Raw genomic sequence first — 21,675 nt, 5'->3', positions numbered from 1 at the left:
CCGCCCAGAGCGGGCTTGGAATCCCGCTCCCGCCAGCGAGCGTTTCAGGACGATGCCAGTGCCCGTGCGCCCGACGCTGCCTTCATCTCGCGGCGCAGGGCTACCGCGTCGCGGCCCGGGGCGGGCGCCGATGCGTCCACACGGAACACCTGCACCGTTTCGGTGACGGTCTGGGCCAGCTCGTTGAGGTGCATGGCAGACGCGGCATTCTGCTCGACCAGCGCCGCGTTCTGCTGCGTGATCGTATCGAGCTGCGCCACCGCGGCATTGACCTGAGAGATGCCGCTGAGCTGCTCGCTGGAGGCATTGTTGATCTCGCCAATGAGCGTACCCACGCGGCGCACCAGCTCCAGGGCTTCCGACATGGTCTTCTGGGCCTGGTCGGTCTTCTGGTGCCCTTCCGATACCGTGGCGGCCGATGCATCGATCAGCTGCCGGATTTCCTTGGCGGCAGACAGCGTACGGTGCGAGAGGCTGCGCACTTCCGCGGCCACGACAGCAAAGCCGCGCCCCTGCTCGCCCGCACGGGCGGCTTCCACAGCAGCGTTCAAGGCAAGGATATTGGTCTGGAACGCGATGCTGTCGATCAGCTGCGTGATCTCGCTGATGCGACTGGATGAGGTCTGTATCTGCTGCATGGTGATGGCCACGCCATCCACCGCAGAGCTGCTGCGCTCGGCCACTGCCGTCGCCTGCGAGGCCAGCGAAGTAGCCTGCCGCGCGGACTCGGCCGTCTGGCGCACCGTACCGGTGATTTCCTCCATGGAGGCTGCCGTCTGCTCCAGATTGCTGGCTTGCGACTCGGTGCGGGCCGACAGGTCCTGGTTGCCTTCGGCAATCTCGCGCGTGGAGACCTGCATGCGGCCGCTCTCCTGGCGCGCATCCCGAACAATCGACATCAGGTTCACGTTGAGTTGCGCGAGGGCCTGCTGCAGGAAGCCTACGGTGTCATCGCGCGTCACGGTGATCTTCTGGGTCAGGTCGCCAGCCGCCATGCGATTGGCCCATGCCAGCATCTGGCGCAGGGGTGCAATGGTCATGGTGTGCAGGTACACGGCTGAACCTGCAGCCAATGCGAGGACGCCCAACCACGAGAGCACCGCCCACATCGACAGCGATGCCCCGCCCACCATGGCCGCGCCAAAGGCAGCCAGCACCACCATCGTCTGCACCACCACCATCTTGGCGGCCGGCCCAAGGCGGGCCAGCAATGCCAGGCGCCCCAACAGGTCCATCTTGACCAGCCTGCCCCCGCGTAACACGTGCACCGCCTTGCCGGCGGCTTTTTCATCGCGCATGGTCTTGTACAACTGCTCGGCGTTCTGGATCTGCTCGCGGGTGGCCTCGGTGCGTACCGACATGTAGCCCAACGGGCTGTCGCCATCCATCAGGGGCGTGACGTTTGCCATGACCCAGTAGAAGGTGCCGTCCTTGCGGCGGTTCTTCACCGGCGCAGACCACGGAATTCCCTTTTCAATCGTGGCCCACATGTCGCGAAACGCCTCTTCAGGCATTTCGGGGTGCCGGATCATGTTGTGGGGCTGGCCCAGCAACTCCTCCTTTTCATAGCCGCTCACCTCAATGAAAGTGGGGTTGCAGTAAAGGATGCGACCTTTCAGGTCGGTCGTCGAAACCAGCGTTTCCCCCTTTGGAAAAGGGTACTCGTGCTGGCTTACGGGCAGGTTTACGCGCATGACGTTGTCTCCTTGGGGGGCCCCTTGCAGGATCTGTGCCCTGTCTGGTGGCGAAATGTTGATGCCCTCAAATTCATCTTATGAGGCATGCCAACAAAAGAATACAGAAACATCCCGTTACCCCGCAAGCGAGTTGACCCAGATCAAGCCGAACGCAGGGGATGACCGGGAGCGCGAGCCCAAGAGGACCGTTTTCACGGCCATGCCCCGCAACGGTGCACAAGCTCTGGCACGCACCTTGCATTGATGAACGCATGCAGGCCCGCTCAAGGGCCTGATGCCCGGTGCAACGGCGCACCTTGCGGCAGACCGGACGAAGGCGTCCCCACATGCGGTTTCGAGATCCTCGAAGCAGCATCGTGTGGACGCCTTTTTTGTTTTTTGCAACGCGCCAACGGCCCGCCGTGGCGCAGGGGAATCACGATGACGAAAAAGCTCAAGCTGGTGATGGTGGGGAACGGCATGGCCGGCGTGCGCACGCTGGAAGAGCTGCTCAAGATCGCACCCGACCTGTATGACATCACGGTGTTTGGCGCCGAGCCTCACCCCAACTACAACCGCATCCTGCTGTCGCCGGTACTGGCGGGCGAGCAGACCATCGACGAGATCATCCTCAACGACTGGCAGTGGTATGCGGATAACCACATCACCCTGCACACGGGCTTTACCGTGACCGACGTGGACCGTGTGCGCCGCGTGGTCAGCGCCACCAGCAAGGACGGCGACGTCATTACCGCCGAGTACGACCGCCTCATCATGGCCACGGGCTCCAACCCGTTCATCCTGCCCATCCCCGGCAAGGACCTGCAGGGCGTGCTGGCCTACCGCGACATTGCCGACACCCAGGCCATGATTGATGCGGCAGCCACCTATAAACACGCGGTGGTCATCGGCGGTGGCCTGCTGGGCCTGGAAGCAGCCAACGGCCTGATGAAACGCGGCATGCAGGTGAGTGTGGTGCATGTGGGCGACTGGCTGATGGAGCGCCAGCTCGACGATGTAGCCGGCAAGATGCTGCAGAAGTCACTGGCCGAACGCGGCATGCAGTTTTTGATGGGCGCGCAGACGGCTGAACTGGTGGGCAACGCAGAAGGCCGTGTGGCAGGCGTGAAGTTCAAGGACGGTACCGAGGTCCCCGCCGACCTGGTGGTGATGGCCGTGGGGATCCGCCCCAACACGGCCTTGGCTGAAAAGATGCGCCTGCACGTCAACCGTGGCATTGTGGTGAGCGACACCCTGCAGACCACCACCGACGCCCGCATCTACGCCGTGGGCGAATGCGCTGCGCACCGTGGCATCGCATACGGGCTGGTGGCGCCGCTGTTCGAGCAGGGCAAGGTACTGGCCAACCACCTGGCTGAGTTCGGCATTGGCCGCTACCAAGGCTCGCTCACGTCCACCAAGCTCAAAGTGACGGGCATCGACCTGTTCTCGGCAGGCGACTTCCAGGGCGGCGAGAACACCGAAGAGATCGTGATGAGCGACCCCTTCGGTGGCGTGTACAAGAAGCTCGTGATCAAGGACGACAAGCTGGTGGGCGCCTGCCTGTATGGCGACACGGTGGATGGCAGCTGGTACTTCAAGCTGCTGCGCGACGGCCGCAGCGTGAGCGACATCCGTGACAAGCTGATGTTCGGCGAGAGCAACATCGGCGACGTGGGTCACCAGGGCCAGAGCAAGGCATCGGCCATGGCCGACACCGACGAGGTGTGCGGCTGCAACGGCGTGACCAAAGGCGCGATCTGCAAGGCCATCAAGGACAAGGGCCTATTCACACTCGAAGAAGTGAAAAAGCACACCAAGGCCAGCGCATCGTGCGGCTCGTGCACAGGTCTGGTGGAGCAGATCCTGATGTTCACGGCAGGCGGCGACTACAGCGCCACCCCCAAGACCAAAGCCATGTGCGGCTGCACCGACCATGGCCACCAGGCTGTGCGCGACGCCATCCGCAGCCAGAAGCTCCTGACGATTGGCGACGTGTTCAAGGCGCTGGAGTGGAAGACGCCCAATGGCTGCGCCACCTGCCGGCCGGCCGTCAACTACTACGTCACCAGCACCTGGCCCAAAGAGGCAAAAGACGACCCGCAAAGCCGCGCCATCAACGAACGCAGCCACGCGAACATCCAGAAAGACGGCACCTACAGCGTGATCCCGCGCATGTGGGGGGGGGAGACCACGGCCGACGAGCTGCGCCGCATTGCCGACGCCGCCGACAAGTACAACATCCCCACCATCAAGGTCACGGGCGGCCAGCGCATCGATTTGCTGGGCGTGAAGAAAGAAGACCTGGTCAACGTGTGGAAGGACATCGGCATGCCCAGCGGCCATGCCTACGCCAAGGCGCTGCGCACCGTCAAAACTTGCGTGGGCAGCGAGTGGTGCCGCATGGGCACACAGGACAGCACCCAGATGGGCAAAGACCTGGAGCGCGCCATGTGGCGCATGTACGCCCCGCACAAGGTCAAGTTTGCCGTCAGCGGCTGCCCGCGCAACTGCGCCGAGGCGGGCATCAAGGACGTGGGCATCATCGGCGTGGACAGCGGCTGGGAGATGTACATCGCCGGCAACGGCGGCATCAAGACCGAGGTGGCGCACTTCTTCACCAAACTGAAAACCGCCGAGGAAGTGCTGGAGTACACCGGCGCATTCTGCGAGCTGTACCGCCAGGAAGGCTGGTACCTGGAGCGCACCGTGCACTACGTGAACCGCGTGGGCCTCGACTATGTGAAAAAGCGCATCCTCGAAGACCACGAAGGCCGCAAGGCACTGTGGGAGCAGCTGCAGTTTGCGCTCGATGGCGAACCCGACCCCTGGTTCGAATTTGACAAGGCGGCCGTGGATACGCGGCAGTTTGTACCCCTGGGCGCCTGACCCACCGAAGGAGGCCACTCATGCAAAGACGCGCTCTTTTGTCGGCCGCAGGCTGCACGACGGCCTGGGGTGCCATGGGCCTGCTCATGCCCGGCGCCAGCGCCCATGCCCAGGTCACCGACCTGAACGATGCCATCAACAAGGCCGGTCGCCAGCGGATGCTGAGCCAGCGCATGGGCAAAGCGTGGCTCACGCTGGCCCACAAGCCCGACACCCCGGCGGCGCGCAGCGTGATGGACCAGTCGGTCGCGCTGTTCGAGCGGCAGTGGGCCGAACTCAAGGCCTTTGCCCCCACGCCCGCCATCCGCGAAACGTATGACAAGCTGGGCGCTGCGTGGGCCCTGCAAAAGGCCGCGCTCCTGGGCACGACGCCGTCGCGCGACGGCGCGGCAGCGCTGCTGCAGGCCGACGCGCAGGTGCTGGCGCTGGCCCACCAGGGCACCGTGCAATACGAAGCCGCGTCGGGCAAGCCCGTGGGGCGGCTGGTGAACATTGCAGGCCGGCAGCGCATGCTGAGCCAGCGCATGGCCAAGTTCTGCCTGTCGGCCATGCTGTCGGTCGACGCAGCAGCCGCCACAGCCGAGATCGCCAAGGCCCGCACTGAATTCCTCGCTGCGAACGAATTGCTGCGCAACGCCCCAGAGGCCACCACCCGCATCCGGCAGGAGCTGCTGCTGGCCGATGGGCAATGGGTGTTTTTTGACGCGGCCCTGCAGCGCCTGGGCGAGACCAGCCAGAACAGCTTTCGCCAGGTATCGGAAGTGTTTGTGAGCAGCGAAAACCTGCTCGCCAGCATGGATCGCATCACCGGCATGTACGCCGCGCTGGCTGCCTGACGACCTGCGAAGCAACCAGAACAACCCGAAACGACGAATAGAAAGCCTCCCATGACCGAATGGAAACCGATATGCCGTGTGGACGACATCCCCGTGCTGGGCTCACGCCGTGTGGCACGCCCGCAGGGGCTGGATGTGGCGATCTTCCGCAATGACAGCGGCGGCGTGTTCGCCCTGCTGGACCGCTGCCCGCACAAGGGCGGCCCGCTGTCTCAGGGCATTGTGTTTGGCACGCACGTGGCCTGCCCGATGCACAACTGGACGATCGGGCTGTGCGATGGGCAGGCGGCTGCGCCGGACGAGGGATGCACGCCGAAGTTTGCCGTGAAGGTGGAGGACGGCATGGTGTTTCTGGATGTGCAGGAGCTGGCGACCGTGGCTACCGATCTGACGCGGCCGGTGGCGGGGCCTGCGCGCAGGGTTTCGGTGGCTTGAGGAGGCGCGTGATGCCGGCGCCCCAACCGTTCGGGCTGAGCTTGTCTCAACCTTCGTTGGTTATGGCTACCGCATGCCTGTGTTCAGGGAGGGAGCCGGGAGTCGCCCGGCGTGCGAGTAACTTTCTTTTGGCTCGCCAAAAGAAAGTCACCAAAGAAAACGCGACCCCGCTGTCTGCGTCCCCTGCGCTTCGCTACGGGGCAACCTGCGGTGCTCGTGCGTGGGGCGCGCTGCGGAACTCGCTGCGCGCCTGCGGCGCTCCGCTCAGACAACCGCAGCGAGTCAGTCCACGAAGCGTGTGTCCTTCGGCACACGCCGCCCCACGCCCTGCGCTCCTCGGCGCATACAGAGGGGATGGGGAGCGGACATCCATTCGGGCCTTTGCTTCGCTCGGCCCCACTTCGCGGGTACAAGCGCCTCGCGCAGCCAAGCGTCGTTGGCGCTTTGCGCGGCCCATGCCGGGTCGAGCGCAGCGACGACCCGTGTGGCTGTTCGGCTGTTCGGTGCCCCACCCCCTTCTGGCTGCGCCTGCGCCGGGGCGGTTGCGGGGTGGCACGCGCGTCGGAGCGCGCGTGCTTCGTAATCTGACTCGCCGCGGCTGTCCGAGCGGCGCTGCGCAGCAGCAAAGCGAGTTCCGCGGCGCACCCCGCAACCGCCCCGGCGCAGGTCTGCCCCGCAGCGAAGCGAAGGGGTCGCAGACTGAGGGTCGCCTTTTCTTTGGTGACTTTCTTTTGGCGAGCCAAAAGAAAGTTACTCGCACGCCGGGCGACTCCCGGCTCCCGCACTGAGCAAACTCACGCGGTAGCCACACCCAAAAGCCAAAGAAAGCTCATCCGGACGCCAAACACCAGCCAGCTATCGAAATAATAGCTACAAGCGCTTATGAATCAAGCGCTAAGACCCAAAAACACCCCAAACACGCCATGCAAGAAACCAAATCCACCTGCCCCTACTGCGGCGTAGGCTGCGGCGTGATCATCGAATCCGAAGGCCCGCAGATCACCGGCGTTCGCGGCGACCCCGCACACCCCGCCAACTTCGGCCGCCTGTGCACCAAAGGCTCCACCCTTCACCTCACGGCCACCAGCCCCGTCACCCTGCAAACCCGCCTGCTGCAACCCTTGCACCGCACCCAGCGCAGCGCCGCACCCGCACCGCTGGCATGGGATGCAGCCCTGACACTGGCAGCCGACAAATTCGCCAGCACCATCGCGCAGCACGGCCCGGACTCGGTCGGCCTCTACGTCAGCGGCCAGTTGCTCACCGAGGACTACTACGTCTTCAACAAGCTCGCCAAGGGCCTCATCGGCACCAACAACATCGACACCAACTCGCGCCTGTGCATGAGCAGCGCCGTGGCCGGCTACAAGCAGACACTGGGTGCCGACGCGCCTCCCGCCTGCTACGACGACGTGAACCACGCGCAGTGCCTGTTCATCGTGGGCAGCAACGCGGCCTGGGCGCACCCGGTTTTGTTCAGACGCATCGAAGATGCACGCGCAGCCAACCCGGGCATGAAGGTGATCGTGGCCGACCCGCGCCGTACCGACACCGCCGGCATGGCCGACCTGTTCCTGCCCATCCAGCCCGGTAGCGACGTGATGCTGTTCAACGGCATGCTGCACCTGATGCTGTGGGAGGGCTGGAGCAATGCCGAATACATCGCCGCCCACACCACCGGGTTTGACGAACTGAAGGCCCTGGTGCGCGACTGCACGCCAGAGCGCGTGGCGCAGGTGTGTGGCATTTCCGTAGCCGACCTGACCACCGCAGCAAAGTGGTTTGCGACATCCAAGGCCACGTTGAGCCTGTACTGCCAGGGCCTCAACCAGAGCAGCAGCGGCACCGCCAAGAACGCATCGCTCATCAACCTGCACTTGGCAACAGCACAGATTGGCAAGCCGGGCGCAGGCCCCTTCAGCCTGACCGGGCAGCCCAACGCCATGGGCGGGCGCGAGGTGGGCGGTCTGGCTAATCTGCTCAGCGCTCACCGCGATCTGTCCAACCCGCAGCACCGCGCCGAAGTGGCTGCACTGTGGGGCGTGGCCGATGTGCCATCCAAGCCTGGCAAGACGGCCGTGGAGATGTTCCAGGCCGCTGCCGACGGCGAAATCAAGGCCTTGTGGATTGCCTGTACCAACCCCGCGCAGAGCATGCCCGACCAGGCCACCGTGCGCCGCGCGCTGCAGCGCGCCGAGTTTGTGGTGGTGCAGGAGGCCTTTGCCACCGCCGAAACCTGCGCCTATGCCGACCTGCTGCTGCCCGCCACCACCTGGGGCGAGAAGACGGGCACGGTGACCAACAGCGAGCGCCGCATCTCGCGCGTGCGCATCGCCGTGCCCGCACCGGGCGAGGCGCGCCACGACTGGGCCATTGCGGTGCAGTTTGCGCACCAGCTGGAGGCACGCCTGCGGCCCGGCGCGCCCACGCTGTTTCCATACACCACCAACGCCGCCGATGCCGGCGCCCAAACCATCTGGAACGAGCACCGCGCAACCACCCGCGGGCGAGACCTGGACATCACGGGCTTGTCATGGGACCTGCTGGAATCAGCAGGCCCCCAGCAGTGGCCGTTTGCCGCAGACGCCACCACCGGCAAGGCCCGCCTGTACGAAGACGGCGTCTTCCCCACTGCCGATGGCCGCGCACGTTTTGCCGCGCACGCCTGGAAGCCCACGGCCGAGCAGCGCGAGTCGCGCTACCCCTTCAGCCTGACCACCGGCCGCTTGCGCGACCAGTGGCACGGCATGACGCGCACCGGCACGCTGGGCCGCCTGTTTGGACATGTGGCCGAGCCCAGTGTGCAGATGCACCCGCAGGACATGGACCGGCGCGGGCTGAAAACGGGTGATCTGGTGCACCTGACCAGCAAGCGCGGCTCCATCGTGGTGCCCGTGCAGGCCGACGCCACGCTGGGCCTGTCGCAGGTATTCATGGCCATGCACTGGGGCAGCCAGTACCTGAGCGGTATCTCGTCCACCGGCGAGCGCCTGGCGGGCGTGAACGCGCTCACCACCTCGGCGTTCTGCCCCACCTCGAAACAGCCCGAACTGAAACATGCCGCCGTCAAGCTGCTCAAGGCCGAGCTCCCTTGGACGCTGCTGGCCATGGCCTGGCTGCCTGCCGACAAAGCCATTGCTGCCCGCGAAGCGCTTTCGGCGCTGATGGCGCAGTTCCCGTTTGCCAGCTGCGTGCCCTTTGGCAACAACACCCCGCTCGATGAGCCCGGCCGTGAGCGCACCGGCGTTCTGCTGCGCGCCGCCGCCCACGAGGCACCGCCCGATGCATGGATCACCCAGGTCGAAGCGCTGCTGGGCATGACAGGTGCGGATACCCTGCGCTATGCCGACCGCAAACGCGGCCAGCGCCGGGCTGCACGGCTGGTGCGCAACGGTGAGAACACCACGCTTGAAGGCATCGTGCTGGCGGGCGACACCAGCGCCGAAGGCTGGCTCAAGACCCTGCTGCAGGAAGAACTGCCCGCACAAACCTACGGCCGCCTGTTGCTCGTGCCCGGCGCCAAGGCGCCGGTGGCGGTGCAGTCCCGCGGCAAACCGGTGTGCACCTGCTTCAACGTCACCGACGCCGCCATCACCGCCGCCCTGGCGCAGTGCCATGGCACCGATGACGACCGCCTGGCGCAGGTGCAGGGCCAGCTGCGCTGCGGCACCAACTGTGGCTCGTGCGTGCCGGAACTCAAACGGATGGTGCGCAGTACCGGGCCGCTCGCACCCAGGCCGCAGGCGCAGGCAGCCTTATAACCAGAAGTTGGCTTGACTGCGCCAAAATAGCCATCCACCCCACCACTCACGCACCAGGACTTGTGCAACAGGGCACCCGCTAGGCGCTTTCGGCGCAGACAGTACGCCTAGTACGGCAAGCCGAAACAACGACGCTGGTGCCCTGTTTCACAAGTCCCGCCACCAGACCAACATGGGCATTAGCCAGTACATCAAAGAGATCGGGCGCGGCGCGCGCGGCGCCAAACCACTCTCGCGCGAGCAGGCAGCCGACCTGTTCGGCCAGGTGCTGGACGGTCAGGTCACCGACCTGGAGATCGGAGCCTTCTGCCTGGCCATGCGCATCAAGGGCGAGACGTCCGAGGAGATGTGCGGCTTTCTGGATGCCACGCACCAGCGTGTGGCACAGCTGCCCGCCACCGACCGCCCCCTCATCGTGCTGCCCAGCTACAACGGTGCGCGCAAGCTGCCGGTGCTGACGCCGCTGCTGGCGCTGCTGCTGGCGCGCGAAGGCCTGCCCGTGCTGCTGCACGGCATGCGTACCGAGGCGCGGCGGGTTTTGGCGTCAGATGTGCTGCTAGCGCTCGAAATACCTGCCCTGGAAGCTCCTGAATTCATAGCGAACGGAGCAGTCCGCCATATCCACACACAGAACCTGCATGGTGGACTGGCACGCCTGCTGGCGGTGCGCGAGGTGGTGGGCCTGCGCAACCCGGGGCACAGCGTGGTCAAGCTGATGAGCCCGGGCGCGGGGTCGTCCGTGGTGGTCACGGCGTACACGCACCCCGAATATTTCGAGATGCTGCAGACCACGTTCCGCACGCTGGGCATGAGCGCCCTGCTGTCGCGCGGGCTGGAGGGCGAAGTGGCCACCGACCCGCGCCGCACGCCACGCTACGACGGGTTTGTACACGGCGCGCATGCGGTGCTGGATTCGCAGCAGCCCGGCACCGCCAGCGAGGTGCCCGGCCTGCCCGCCGAAATCGATATCGCCACCACCGCGGCGTACACCCGCCGTGTGCTGGCGGGCGAACTGCCGGTTCCACCCGCGATCGAGCGGCAGGTGGAACATATCTTGCAGATCGCTGTTCGAACTGCGGAACCCACCGCTTCGGAGACAACGCCATGAGCCGCCCCACCAACGACAACGCCCTCCCCACGCACCGGCCCCACCTGGGCACCGGCGGCAGCTGCACGCTGGTGGGCGCCGGGCCCGGCGATCCGGAGCTGCTGACGATCAAAGCCCTCAAGGCCATCCAGGCCGCCACCGTGCTGCTGGTGGACGACCTGGTCAGCGACGCCATCGTGGCCTACGCATCGCCCAAGGCCCGCGTCGTCTACGTGGGCAAGCGCGGCGGCTGCAAGAGCACACCGCAGGCCTTCATCGAAAAGCTGATGCTGATGGCAGTGAACGAGGGCGAGAACGTGGTGCGCCTCAAGGGTGGCGACCCGTTCATCTTTGGCCGCGGCGGCGAAGAGGTGGAGCACCTGCGTGCCGCGGGCGTGCAGGTCACCGTCATCAACGGCATCACGGCCGGGCTGGCGGGACTCACATCGCTGGGCGTTCCGCTCACGCACCGCGAGCACGCACACGGCGTGGTGTTTGTCACCGGCCACGCGAAACCGGGCGACACGGGTACCGACTGGCGCCAGCTGGCTGCCACGGCGCGCGATGCCAAGCTCACTCTGGTGATCTACATGGGTGTGAGCGGCGCCGCCATGATCCAGCAGGAACTGCTGACCGGCCTGCCGGCCGTCACGCCCGTGGCCATCATCCAGCACGCCAGCTTGCCCCAACAGCGGCATGCCGTGACCACGCTGGGCACGCTGCACGACACCATCGTGCGCGAAGGCCTGGCAAGCCCATCCGTCATCGTGGTAGGGGATGTGGTGCAGGGCGTGGCACTGGCCAGCGCAGACGCCAGCGCACGCGCTGCACACAGCCACAACAACACCGGCTTGGCGCAGCAACGCGCGGTCTGACCGCGTTGGGCCCGCAGGCCCACGCTGGCGCGGCTATTGCTTGATGGGTGTCACCCGAATGCAATCGGAACAAGGAACACCATGGCCGCCCTTCCCGACTCCATCCGCCCGCGTGCACTGCCCATTGCTGCCATTGCACCGACATCGCCCGCCCGACCCGCATCGCCCGGCGACAGCGGCATGTCACTCGTCAACATTGCTGCGCGCCAGCGCATGCTGTCGCAGCGCATGGTGCTGCAGACCGTGCTGGCCGCACGCGGCAGCGATCTCCACATGAAGGCCGCGCGCAGTTCTCTCAAGCTTTTCATCGACAGCCAGGCCAAGCTGGTCGACACGCCCCGTCATCTCGACGCCGTGGGCGCGGACATCGTTCGCACCGCCTACCAGGGCCCGCAGGGCGTGGGCAGCACCATCGAAGCGTTTGCGCAGCAGGTAGGCACCGTGCTGGACCTGGCCGAGCGCCAGAGCCCGCGCACCGAAGAAGCGCTGGGCAAGCTGGTCGAGACCACCGACGCCGTGCTCGATGCGCTCAATACCGCCACGACCGCGTTCGATCAGGTGAGCAAGGCCCAATCAGAACGGCTCATGAAGGAGCTGGCAAGCATCGTCGCATCCATACAGACCGTGGCGCGCGAGGCCAAGGTAGTGAGCTTCAACGCACAGGTAATGGCAGCCCGCGCAGGTCAGCACGGACGCGAATTCGCTGTGGTGGCGAACGTGCTGTCAGGCATCACGCACGAGATTGACGGCCTGTCGCTGCAGGCGGTGTCGCTGGCGGGGCGCAGCCGCGGCGCGGCATAGGGACTCCGCGAAGTTGATCACTCCACCGGGGTGTTTCGCACCTGCTCGAACCGTTCGGCCAACTCCTTGCGCAAGGATTTGCGCAGCAGGGCGGCATCCCAGCGACGGCGCTCATCGGGCGTGGATGGCGACAGGCGCGGCACCTGCACGGGCTTGCGTGACTCATCGACCGCCACCATGGTGAAAAAGCAGCTGTTCACATGCCGCACCACCTGCGAGCGGATGTCCTCGGCCACCACCTTGATGCCGATCTCCATCGACGAAGAGCCCGTGTAGTTGACGCTGGCCAGAAAGGTCACCAGTTCGCCCACATGGATGGGCTGCAGGAACATCACTTGGTCCACGCTCAAGGTGACCACGTAGCAGGCCGAATAGCGGCTGGCGCACGAGTACGCGACCTGGTCGAGCAGCTTCAAGATGGCACCGCCATGCACATTGCCCGAAAAATTGGCCATGTCAGGGGACATGAGCACGGTCATGCTCAGCTGGTGTGAAGGGATGTTCATGGGCGGGATTCTAGGGGCCCGGTGGCGCAGCCGGCGCGCCTTCCAGTCGCTACACTCGCGCCACAAAAGCACATCAATGGCCGCAGCAGGCCGGGAGGGAACCGATGCTCGAAATCGACAAGCTCAACGAATTCACCGAAAGCCACGGCGCCTTGCGGCGCGGGCGCGGGCTGGTGTCTGGCGTGATCGCGCTCACGCTGGCCATCCTGTGCTTTTTGGGCGTGCTCGCGTTTCACTTCCCCGAGTACCTCACCACGCCCCAGCTGCGCAAGAGCTATGACGTGGCGGTGATCCGCAACATCATGCTGGGCGCCATGGCAATTGCGGGCGGCATCTCGCTGGTCAACATCCTGTTCAACCGTGCACGCTGGCTGGCCAGCTTTGCATTTGCAATGGTGGTGCTCACCGCGCTGCTGGGCGGGCACAAGGTCGAGGTAGACCCGAACTTCCCCGACAACACACCCTACATCGGCCTGGACTGGTTCATCCTTGACCTGCTGGGCAGCTCGCTGATCTTCATCTTCATCGAGAAGCTGTTTGCCCTGCGCAAGGATCAGCCTGTGTTCCGCGCCGAGTGGCAGACCGACTTCCACCACTTCATCGTCAACCACATGGTGGTCGGCTTCGTGCTGCTGGCCACCAACCTCATGGTGCACAAGTTCTTTGGCTGGGCCGCCAGCGACGGCATCCGGGGCTGGGTGCAGGGGCTGAACTTCTGGGTGGCGCTGTTCCTGATCGTGCTGGTGGCAGACCTGGTGCAGTACTGGACACACCGGGCCTACCACGAGGTGCCGGTACTGTGGCGCCTGCACGCCGTACACCATAGCGTCAAAAGCATGGACTGGATGGCTGGTTCGCGCCAGCACATCCTGGAACTCGTCATCACCCGCACCCTGGTGCTGGCACCCATCTACGTGCTGGGTTTCAGCAAGGAAGTGATCGACGCATACATCGTGATCGTGGGCTTCCAGGCGGTGTTCAACCATGCCAACGTGAGCGTGCGCCTGGGGCCGCTGCGCTACGTGCTGGTCACGCCCAACTTCCACCACTGGCACCACAGCCAGGACCACGAAGCGCTGGACAAAAACTACGCGGCGCACTTCGCGTTTCTGGACTACCTGTTCGGCACCGCTGTCAAAAGCACGAAGCTCTGGCCCGAACACTACGGGGTGCTGGGCGACTACGTGCCCAATGGGTTTGTGAAGCAGTTCAAGTTTCCGTTTGTCTGGAAGGGTTGAGGCCCGTCAACGCGGCACTTGAGCCGTAGCGGAGGCAGCGACTCCCTGAGGGGCTGACGCCAAGGGGGCGCGAAGTTACAGCGCAGCCAATTCTTTCTCAAGCGACTGGAGCTGCTCGCGGAGCGCCTCTGTACGGGCCTGGCAGGCGGACTTGCTATCGGCAGCCTTCTCGGCTCCTTCTTGGGCAAACTGATTGCCCGAAGCAAGCGATCCCCTTCGCAGCGGCCCGGCCTGCGCGACCACATCGCCTTGGGCTGCGCACTCCCGCTGGTTGCGATCTACGGCCATGCGTGCCTGTGGAATGCCCTGTGTCTGCAAAAAGTTCTTGCGCTGCCATGTGGGACCGAAAGCTCCCTCGGACGTTACGCTGCTGGGGGCTTGCACAGGCGTGGCGCCCTGCATGCTGGGTCGCACCTCGATCTTTTCGCCTTTGCCCGTACACGGCGCGTCCTGGAACGAGACCCTGCCGTTGGCATCGGTGCACTTGTTGATCGCCCAAGCTGGGGCGAAGAAGCCCAGCACGCAAATCCAGCAAGCCCAACGGAAGGTGTTCATGGAACGGTCTTTATCAACGGGCAAAACGCCATGTTAGCGTGGTGCTCACGGCGTGGAGCCTGCCGCAGCAGGCCGCATCTGTGACGGCTCGGACAGATGTCCCCCACATGACCCTGTACCGGTAAAAACCCCCGTGGATGCATGCGGACCACACCCCTACCATCGCCGCACTTTGTGGCTGTGCCACGCCTTCCAGGAGAAGCTGTTGATGAAGACGCCGACAACGATGCACACCGGGCTACTTCCAACCTTGGGCAGCCGGCGCAGCATCCTGCGGGCCCTTGCCAGCACAGCCGCGCTTGCCGCCGTGCCCGCGATTGCACAGCAGGGGCCAGCCCGGGGCGACATCCTGATCGGGCGATCCACAGCGATGTCGGGGGGCATGGCGCCTTTTCTGGCGCCCATCCACGAGGGGCAGGACGCCGCCATCGAGGACTTCAACGCCAAGGGCGGCGTAGGCGGCCGCAAGGTGCGCCTGGTGACGATGGACGATGGCTTTGACGCCCGCCGCACGCTGGAGAACGCCAAACAGATGACCGAAAAGGACGGCGTGCTGGCGCTTTTCGGGGTGTCGGGCACCACACAGGTGATGACGCTGCTGCCCTACCTCGCGCAGGCACGCGTGCCGCTGATTTCGGTGTACACCGGCAGCCCGGCCGTGCGTGCGCAGCAGCACCCCTACCTGTTCACCACGCGCGCAAACTACGCCGACGAGCTGGTGAAGATCGTGCGCAACCTGGTGGCCGTGCAGACATCCCGCATTGCAGTGGCGTACGAAAACAACGACTTCGGCAAGCTGCTGCTGCCACTGGTCGAAAAGACCATTGCCGCCGAGAACGCCACGCTGGCGGGTTCGCACGCACTGGCCTCCAGCGGTGAGGATGCCGCGGTGGCAGCGAAGGCGCTGTCTGCGAGCAAGCCGCAGGCGGTGCTGCTGGTGGCGGCGGGCCCGTCGGTGGTGGCTTATGTACGGGCCAACCGGGCGCACATGGGCGTGCCGGTATACACGCTGTCGCTCGGCGCAGGCACGGCGGTGCTCAAGGCCCTGGGTGACGACGCGCGCGGCCTGGCCGTGGCGCGCACCGGTCCCTCGCCTTCGCGGCCCAACATCCAGCTCACGCGGGATTTCCAGGCGTCGATGAAGCGCCACGACAAGCCGGTGGACTACGACCGCTACACCGGCTACATGGATGCGCGCGTGCTGATCGAGGGCCTGCGCGCGGCGGGCCCGAACGTGACGCGCACCAGCCTGGTGCAGGCCATGGAAGGCCTGGGCAACCTGGACCTGGGCGGCTATGTCTACCAGTTCAGCGCGCAGAACCACCACGGCTCCAACTACGTGGACATTGCCGTGGTGGGTGCCGGCGGCGTGTACCGCCAGTAGCTGCCCACCGCGGCGCAGCGTGACTACCGGGCCCCGGGGGCGCCGGGCTGGCACGGGCGACAATGGCGGCCTTCGCCCACCGCCAACGCCCCTTCGTACCCGTGCCACATCCCGATCATTCTTTCGACGCAGTCATCATTGGTGCGGGCGCCGCCGGGCTGTTCTGCGCAGCGCAAGCCGGGCAGCGCGGCCTGAAGGTTCTGCTCATCGACCATGCCGACAAGGTGGCCGAAAAGATCCGCATCTCGGGCGGCGGGCGCTGCAACTTCACCAACCGCGACCTCGACCCGGCGGCGCCGCACAAATACTTTGTGGGCCAGAACCCGCAGTTTTGCCGCTCGGCGCTGTCGCGCTACACGCCTGGCGACTTCATTGCCCTGCTGCAAAAGCACGGCATCGCGTTCCATGAAAAGCACAAGGGCCAGCTGTTTGCCGACCGATCGGCCGAAGACATCATCGCCATGCTGCTGGCCGAGTGCGCAGCCGGCGGTGTCGAGCGCTGGCAGCCCTGCAGCGTCAAAAAAATAGTGTTTTTGCCGTCAAGCCTAGGTTCCGATTGCCTCGGCAGCTATCAAATTGATACCACCCGCGGCCCGGTGAAGGCACGCTCGCTGGTCATCGCAACGGGCGGGCTTTCCATCCCCAAGATTGGCGCCACCGATTTCGGCTACCGGCTGGCCGAGCAGTTCGGCGTGCCGCTGGTGGAGCGGCGGCCCGGCCTGGTGCCGCTCACGTTCGACGGCGACGCGTGGCAGCCCTACGCGCAGCTGGCAGGGCTTGCGTTGCCGGTACGGATCAGCACAGGCAGCAAGAAGGCCCACATGGCCTTCGATGAAGACCTGCTGTTCACGCACCGAGGCCTGTCCGGGCCGGGTGTGCTGCAGATCTCCAGCTACTGGCAGGAGGGCACGCCGGTGGCCATCAACCTCGCGCCCGGCGTGCCACTGGCCGAGGCACTGCCCAGGGCCAAAGCCCGCTCGCGCAAGCTGATTGCCAACGAGCTGGCCACGTTGGTGCCAAGCCGCCTGGCCGACACCTGGGCCCAGCGCGACGCCGAATGGCAACGCCCGGTGAACGAGGCATCCGACAAGTCCCTGGCGCGGCTGGCCGAGCAGCTGGCGCGCTGGGAGCTGACGCCGACCGGCACCGAGGGCTACCGCAAAGCCGAGGTGACGCTGGGCGGCGTCGACACCCGGGCGCTGTCGCAGCAAACCATGGAGTGTCGGTCCCAACCCGGCCTGTATTTCATTGGCGAGGTGGTGGACGTGACGGGCTGGCTGGGCGGCTACAACTTCCAGTGGGCATGGTCCAGCGCCTTTGCCTGTGCGCAGGCCCTGCCTGCAGCGGTCGCGTGAGGCCCATCGGGTAAGCAGGCCCAGTGATGCAGCTCCCGCGCACAACGCATCGCCCCAGTGTGTGCCAGCACAGCCATGCTACGGGGAAGTACTGCCATGGATGGCTTTGAACGGGCCGAGCGGTGGCAGGCGGCCGCCACCGCCGTGGGGACGCTGCTGGCAATCGTCCCGGCGGCCAGCGTCTCGGGAAACATCTTTGTTGCCATCCTGGCGGCGCTGGGGGCAGGGTCGCTGGCGGGCGGCGCCGTCATGCTGTGGTGGCTGCGCACCCCCGAGGGCGATGCCTGCCTGCGGGCCGATGCACGCATTTCCGGCCGGTCCACAAAGCGCCGGGCACTCTGGCTGGGGAACCTGTCGCCCGGCATGGTGTTGATGCTGCTCTCCTGGGCGCTGCACATGCGCGTGGGCTGACCGCGCACAAGCGCGGCGCCGTCATGCCTTGTGCGGCGCCCCAGTTTGCTGCGCCAGATGCCGGGCGGCCCATGCCAGCAGCTCATCTTCGGGCAAGGGGCGGCTGAAGTAAAAGCCCTGCAGTTCCTCGCAGTCGAGCGCACCCAGCACCTGCGCGGTGGCCATGTCCTCCACGCCCTCGGCCACGATGGCCAGGCCGAGGGTGTGGCCCAGAGCGATGATGGCGCGGGTGATGGCCATATCGGCCGGGTTGTTCAGCATGTCGTGCACAAACGATTTGTCGACCTTCAGCCGGTCGATGTCAAAACGCTTGAGGTAGGCCAGGCTGGAATAGCCTGTGCCGAAATCATCGATGGCCAGCTGTACACCCAGCGCCTTCAGCGCCGCCAGCTGCTGCTCGGCCGCATGGGCGTTGCCCATGAGGTGCGACTCGGTGATTTCCAGTTCGAGCCGGTGCGCTGGCATGCCGGTGCGCGCGAGCAGCGCCTCGATGTCGTGCACGAGCATGGGGTCGGCCATCTGCGCGGCAGACAGGTTGACCGACACGCTGGTACCGGCCAGCACCGGCGGCGCGGAACCATCGCACTGCACCGGGCCCGGCGCGGCCTGCCAGCGTACCCACTGCTCGCATGCCTGTTGCAGCACCCAGCTGCCAATGGGGCGGATCATGCCGGTCTCTTCAGCGATGGGGATGAATTCGCTGGGCGGAATGCTGCCCAGCACGGCGTTGTTCCAGCGCAAAAGGGCTTCCATGCCCAGCAGGCGGGCGCCGCGGGCGCTCACGCGTGGCTGGTAGTGCAGGCTGAACTCGCCGCGCTCCAGCGCGCGCCGCAGCTGCTGCTCGAGACCTTGGCGCGCCAGGGTCCGCTGGTCGGTCTCGACCGAGTAGAACAGCGCCATGTCCCGCCCCGTGGTCTTGGCCTCGTACATCGCGGCGTCGGCCCGGCGCATCAGTTCGTCGATGTCGTCGCCATCGTCCGGATACACGGCAATGCCCACGCTGCACGACACGTTCAGTTCATGCCCCTGCACCGGGTGGCTTTGCCGGATCAGCGGGATCAGGCGGCGCTCGACCAGCTGGCGGACGTCGTCGGGCCCGGCCACGTCGCGCATCACCACGACGAACTCGTCGCCCCCCAGGCGGCTGACGGTGTCGCGCGATCGCACCGCCTGCGTCAGCCGCGCCGCCACCGAGCGCAACAACCCGTCGCCCACATGGTGCCCCAGCGTGTCGTTGATGGCCTTGAAGCGGTCCAGATCGATGAACAGCACGGCCACTTTTTCGCCCGTGACAGATGCCTGGCCCAGCGCAGCGCGCAGCCGCTGCACGCACAGCGAGCGGTTGGGCAGCTCGGTCAGCACGTCGTGGTGCGCCAGAAACTGGATGCGCTCCTCGCTGCGCTTGCGGTCGGTGATGTCGATGGCAATGCCGATGTGGTTGGTCACCTCGCCGCCCTTGCCCTCGCGCACGGCAGACACCATCAGCCAGGCGGGGTAGGTCTCGCCCGAGCGGCGGCGAAACCGCACTTCGCCCTGCCAGGATTCCTTGTCCTGCATGGCCCGGCGCACCACGGCAGCCAGCGGCTCATCGCCAGGCTCCTGCTGCAGCAAGAAACCCAGGTCTTCTCCAACGATTTCGTAGAAGTCGTGGTGCGTGCTGCGGCACAGCGCGTGGTTCACGCTGACGATCCGGTGGTCGGCATTCATGATGATGATGCCCTCGGACGAGGCCTCGAACACCTTGGCCCACAGCTCCAGGCGCTGCTCCATCACCTTGAGCACGTTGATGGGCGTGAAGGCCGTGAGCATGGCGTCGCGTCCCTGGAACAACAGGCGCCGCGCCGACAGCACCGCCCACGATGGCTCGGGGCCGGCCTTCCAGCGCACCTCGAACTCATCCACCGAGCCGTGATCGGCCAGCCGCTGGAAAAAGCGCGCACGCACCCCCGGCTCCAAGCCCACGGCCCAGGGGTCTGCGCGGCGGCCGCCCAGCCATTGCGCGGCCGGCGCGTTGGAATGCAGCACCTCGTGCTCCGGGATGGACGTGACCACCATCGGCATCGGGAACGCCTCGACCAGCTCACGCTGGGCCTCGGCGGCGCGTGCACTGGCCGCCAGCTCCTGCTGCAGCAGCCGCTCGCGGTCGAGCTGGGCCAGCATGTCGTTGAACGCGGTGACCAGCCGGCCGATCTCGTCGCGGCTGGCCCAGCTGGCGCGCAGCGTGTGGTCGCCACTGCGCCGCACCTCGTCGGCCACACGGGCCAGGTGCTGCAGCGGCTTGGCAATCTGGCGCGCCACCAGCGTCACGAGGCCCAAGATGCAGCCCAGCAGCACCAGCGCAGTGCCCAGGTGCAGCCACATGCGGGCAAACAGGCTGTCCACACGCTGCAGCAGCAGGCCTTCCAGGTCGGTGATGCCCACGCCCCAGGCGTCGCGCAGGGCTTCCAGCACCCGGGCGTGCTGGGCAGCCGCCTGCACTGCGCCCAGGCGCGACTCGCCTGCCGCCGCGTCCTGCAGCTGCGCCTCGAATGCCGCCATGGCCGAGTGCAGGGCCTGGCGCGCGCGGCTCTGCGACGCGCGCAGGTCGGGCGAGCCGGCCGCAAACGCCTGGTCGTAGTCCGACTCCACCCCGAGCATCACGGCATTGAGCCGGCCGGCCAGCGTCAGCAACTCGGACGACCACTGCGGCCCGCGCCTTGCAGGGCTGGCGTCCAGAAAGCTCACCGTGTCGTGCACGGCCTGCAGCAGCTCGGGAAAGCGCAGCACCACCAGGGACATCACGTAGTAGCTGTCCAGGTCGGGGTCCAGGATCAGGTTGGACTGGTTGCCGACGGTCGTCAGCAGCGCCCGCCCTTCGCGCAACAGTGCGCTGCGCTGGCGGGAGATCCCCCGCACTTGCTGCGCATCCAGGGAGGTGCCGGGGTCGGCCCCCTGCACAGCCTGCAGGGTGTCGGCAAAGCGCTGGGCAGCCTCACCGGTGTGGAGCATGTCGTCGTGGCGCACCCGCACGTCGGCCAGGCGCTGCTGCACCGTGGGCAGCACCGCCGGCTGCGAGCCCCCCGGCGCAAACTGGCCCATCAGGGCGTCGCGCACCACCGCGGCGTAGGTGGTGCCGACCACCTCCTTGCGCGCGAAGTCGATGGCCAAGTACTTTTCATGGATCAGGATGCCCGACACATAGATCACCGCCGTAAGGTCCAGCAGATAGATGAGCATGAGTTTGCGGCCCACACTCAGGCGGCCCAGCCAGCCCGATACGCGATGCATGAATGCCATGGTCAAGCAGGATTCACCGGGACGCAGCGCAGGACGGGTTGCCCTGCAGCGCACTCCGGATAGTTATGACCAGTACCGATGCAAGTTCTGCGCCACTGCCCCCTGTCGGCCATGCCAAGGCCGGGATTGCGCTCAGCGGCGCCGATCACGCTATAATGCTCGGCTTTGCTGGCAATGCCCCGTCGGCCAAATACTAGTTACAGACGGGGAAACCGCTTTGTACGGACTTGAGGCCCGATCTCCCCAAGCCCCTCTGCAGGCACCATTTGGAAACCATTAGCTAATGACCACGATCCGCGTAAAAGAAAACGAACCCTTTGACGTCGCCCTGCGCCGCTTCAAGCGCACCATTGAAAAGCTCGGCCTGCTGACCGATCTGCGCGCCCGCGAGTTCTACGAGAAGCCTACTTCCGAGCGCAAGCGCAAGAAGGCAGCCGCCGTCAAGCGTCACTACAAGCGCGTGCGCAGCATGCAGCTGCCTAAGAAGCTGTACTAAGTACCGCTTCGGCCTCGTCAGTCCTGAACGGACGACAGCCGCCAAACCCGCGCTAGGGACGCCAAGCGCGGGTTTTTGTTTTTTCGGGTCTGCA

The 21,675-nt window shown here is 65.9% G+C and carries 16 protein-coding genes; 12 read left to right on the top strand and 4 right to left on the bottom strand.

Features of this window, described 5'->3' with window-relative positions; all coding sequences use genetic code 11:
- Window positions 1–44: 44 nt before the first annotated feature.
- A complete protein-coding gene (locus ACTPOI_RS16675; RefSeq protein ID WP_440110784.1) occupies window positions 45–1,694 on the bottom strand; it encodes a methyl-accepting chemotaxis protein in 1,650 nt (549 codons plus the stop codon).
- A 423-nt stretch (window positions 1,695–2,117) separates the two neighbouring features.
- Here ACTPOI_RS16675 and nirB point away from each other — a divergent pair, with 423 nt between their 5' ends.
- From nirB to ACTPOI_RS16640, 7 genes are all read left to right on the top strand, one after another.
- Window positions 2,118–4,565 (top strand): nitrite reductase large subunit NirB, encoded by a 2,448-nt coding sequence (nirB, locus tag ACTPOI_RS16670; RefSeq protein WP_440110782.1) that lies wholly within the window; start codon window positions 2,118–2,120, stop codon window positions 4,563–4,565.
- Window positions 4,566–4,585: 20 nt separating this feature from the next.
- Window positions 4,586–5,401 (top strand): type IV pili methyl-accepting chemotaxis transducer N-terminal domain-containing protein, encoded by an 816-nt coding sequence (locus ACTPOI_RS16665; protein WP_440110780.1) that lies wholly within the window; start codon window positions 4,586–4,588, stop codon window positions 5,399–5,401.
- 51 nt (window positions 5,402–5,452) lie between these two features.
- Window positions 5,453–5,836 carry a nitrite reductase small subunit NirD gene (gene nirD, locus ACTPOI_RS16660; RefSeq protein WP_440110778.1) on the top strand — a complete coding sequence of 128 codons (384 nt, stop codon included), beginning with the start codon at window positions 5,453–5,455 and terminating at the stop codon, window positions 5,834–5,836.
- Between the two features lie 923 nt (window positions 5,837–6,759).
- Window positions 6,760–9,597 carry a nitrate reductase gene (locus tag ACTPOI_RS16655; RefSeq protein ID WP_440110776.1) on the top strand — a complete coding sequence of 946 codons (2,838 nt, stop codon included), beginning with the start codon at window positions 6,760–6,762 and terminating at the stop codon, window positions 9,595–9,597.
- 172 nt (window positions 9,598–9,769) lie between these two features.
- On the top strand, window positions 9,770–10,705 hold the full coding sequence (ybiB, locus tag ACTPOI_RS16650; RefSeq protein ID WP_440110774.1) for a DNA-binding protein YbiB: 936 nt from the start codon (window positions 9,770–9,772) through the stop codon (window positions 10,703–10,705).
- Complete coding sequence (gene cobA, locus ACTPOI_RS16645) at window positions 10,702–11,559, top strand: uroporphyrinogen-III C-methyltransferase (protein WP_440110772.1); 858 nt, start codon at window positions 10,702–10,704, stop codon at window positions 11,557–11,559. The genes ybiB and cobA overlap by 4 nt, the downstream gene beginning before the upstream one ends.
- Window positions 11,560–11,640: 81 nt before the next feature.
- The gene (locus tag ACTPOI_RS16640; protein ID WP_440110770.1) at window positions 11,641–12,360 is read left to right on the top strand and encodes a methyl-accepting chemotaxis protein; all 720 of its coding nucleotides are present in this window, start codon (window positions 11,641–11,643) and stop codon (window positions 12,358–12,360) included.
- A gap of 17 nt (window positions 12,361–12,377) precedes the next feature.
- On the opposite strand, the gene ACTPOI_RS16635 is transcribed toward ACTPOI_RS16640, so the two are convergent.
- A complete protein-coding gene (locus tag ACTPOI_RS16635; RefSeq protein ID WP_440110768.1) occupies window positions 12,378–12,866 on the bottom strand; it encodes an acyl-CoA thioesterase in 489 nt (162 codons plus the stop codon).
- Between the two features lie 104 nt (window positions 12,867–12,970).
- Between ACTPOI_RS16635 and ACTPOI_RS16630 the strand changes: the two genes are divergently transcribed.
- Window positions 12,971–14,104, top strand: coding sequence for a sterol desaturase family protein (locus ACTPOI_RS16630; protein ID WP_440110766.1), 1,134 nt, complete (start codon window positions 12,971–12,973; stop codon window positions 14,102–14,104).
- 75 nt (window positions 14,105–14,179) lie between these two features.
- On the opposite strand, the gene ACTPOI_RS16625 is transcribed toward ACTPOI_RS16630, so the two are convergent.
- Window positions 14,180–14,659, bottom strand: coding sequence for a DUF4124 domain-containing protein (locus ACTPOI_RS16625; protein ID WP_440110764.1), 480 nt, complete (start codon window positions 14,657–14,659; stop codon window positions 14,180–14,182).
- 208 nt (window positions 14,660–14,867) lie between these two features.
- Between ACTPOI_RS16625 and ACTPOI_RS16620 the strand changes: the two genes are divergently transcribed.
- The 3 genes from ACTPOI_RS16620 to ACTPOI_RS16610 all read left to right on the top strand — a co-directional run bounded on the left by ACTPOI_RS16620 (window position 14,868) and on the right by ACTPOI_RS16610 (window position 17,809).
- Window positions 14,868–16,043, top strand: coding sequence for an ABC transporter substrate-binding protein (locus ACTPOI_RS16620; RefSeq protein ID WP_440110762.1), 1,176 nt, complete (start codon window positions 14,868–14,870; stop codon window positions 16,041–16,043).
- 101 nt (window positions 16,044–16,144) lie between these two features.
- On the top strand, window positions 16,145–17,398 hold the full coding sequence (locus ACTPOI_RS16615) for an NAD(P)/FAD-dependent oxidoreductase (protein ID WP_440110760.1): 1,254 nt from the start codon (window positions 16,145–16,147) through the stop codon (window positions 17,396–17,398).
- A gap of 96 nt (window positions 17,399–17,494) precedes the next feature.
- On the top strand, window positions 17,495–17,809 hold the full coding sequence (locus ACTPOI_RS16610; RefSeq protein ID WP_440110758.1) for a hypothetical protein: 315 nt from the start codon (window positions 17,495–17,497) through the stop codon (window positions 17,807–17,809).
- Window positions 17,810–17,830: 21 nt separating this feature from the next.
- Here the strand turns inward: ACTPOI_RS16610 and ACTPOI_RS16605 are convergent, their stop codons facing one another.
- A complete protein-coding gene (locus ACTPOI_RS16605) occupies window positions 17,831–21,085 on the bottom strand; it encodes an EAL domain-containing protein (protein ID WP_440110756.1) in 3,255 nt (1,084 codons plus the stop codon).
- 283 nt (window positions 21,086–21,368) lie between these two features.
- Between ACTPOI_RS16605 and rpsU the strand changes: the two genes are divergently transcribed.
- Window positions 21,369–21,581 (top strand): 30S ribosomal protein S21, encoded by a 213-nt coding sequence (gene rpsU / locus ACTPOI_RS16600; RefSeq protein ID WP_069103317.1) that lies wholly within the window; start codon window positions 21,369–21,371, stop codon window positions 21,579–21,581.
- Window positions 21,582–21,675 lie beyond the last annotated feature (94 nt).

Source organism: Acidovorax sp. BL-A-41-H1 (genome assembly GCF_051942715.1).
Note: the sequence above shows the minus strand (reverse complement) of the source record. Positions and strands in the feature narration are given on the sequence as shown.

Excerpts from the sequence above, each read along its gene's own strand:
- ACTPOI_RS16675 (WP_440110784.1), bottom strand. The coding sequence starts at position 1,694 with ATGCGCGTAAACCTGCCCGTAAGCCAGCACGAGTACCCTTTTCCAAAG.
- nirB (WP_440110782.1), top strand. The coding sequence starts at position 2,118 with ATGACGAAAAAGCTCAAGCTGGTGATGGTGGGGAACGGCATGGCCGGC.
- ACTPOI_RS16665 (WP_440110780.1), top strand. The coding sequence starts at position 4,586 with ATGCAAAGACGCGCTCTTTTGTCGGCCGCAGGCTGCACGACGGCCTGG.
- nirD (WP_440110778.1), top strand. The coding sequence starts at position 5,453 with ATGACCGAATGGAAACCGATATGCCGTGTGGACGACATCCCCGTGCTG.
- ACTPOI_RS16655 (WP_440110776.1), top strand. The coding sequence starts at position 6,760 with ATGCAAGAAACCAAATCCACCTGCCCCTACTGCGGCGTAGGCTGCGGC.
- ybiB (WP_440110774.1), top strand. The coding sequence starts at position 9,770 with ATGGGCATTAGCCAGTACATCAAAGAGATCGGGCGCGGCGCGCGCGGC.
- cobA (WP_440110772.1), top strand. The coding sequence starts at position 10,702 with ATGAGCCGCCCCACCAACGACAACGCCCTCCCCACGCACCGGCCCCAC.
- ACTPOI_RS16640 (WP_440110770.1), top strand. The coding sequence starts at position 11,641 with ATGGCCGCCCTTCCCGACTCCATCCGCCCGCGTGCACTGCCCATTGCT.
- ACTPOI_RS16635 (WP_440110768.1), bottom strand. The coding sequence starts at position 12,866 with ATGAACATCCCTTCACACCAGCTGAGCATGACCGTGCTCATGTCCCCT.
- ACTPOI_RS16630 (WP_440110766.1), top strand. The coding sequence starts at position 12,971 with ATGCTCGAAATCGACAAGCTCAACGAATTCACCGAAAGCCACGGCGCC.
- ACTPOI_RS16625 (WP_440110764.1), bottom strand. The coding sequence starts at position 14,659 with ATGAACACCTTCCGTTGGGCTTGCTGGATTTGCGTGCTGGGCTTCTTC.
- ACTPOI_RS16620 (WP_440110762.1), top strand. The coding sequence starts at position 14,868 with ATGAAGACGCCGACAACGATGCACACCGGGCTACTTCCAACCTTGGGC.
- ACTPOI_RS16610 (WP_440110758.1), top strand. The coding sequence starts at position 17,495 with ATGGATGGCTTTGAACGGGCCGAGCGGTGGCAGGCGGCCGCCACCGCC.
- ACTPOI_RS16605 (WP_440110756.1), bottom strand. The coding sequence starts at position 21,085 with ATGGCATTCATGCATCGCGTATCGGGCTGGCTGGGCCGCCTGAGTGTG.
- rpsU (WP_069103317.1), top strand. The coding sequence starts at position 21,369 with ATGACCACGATCCGCGTAAAAGAAAACGAACCCTTTGACGTCGCCCTG.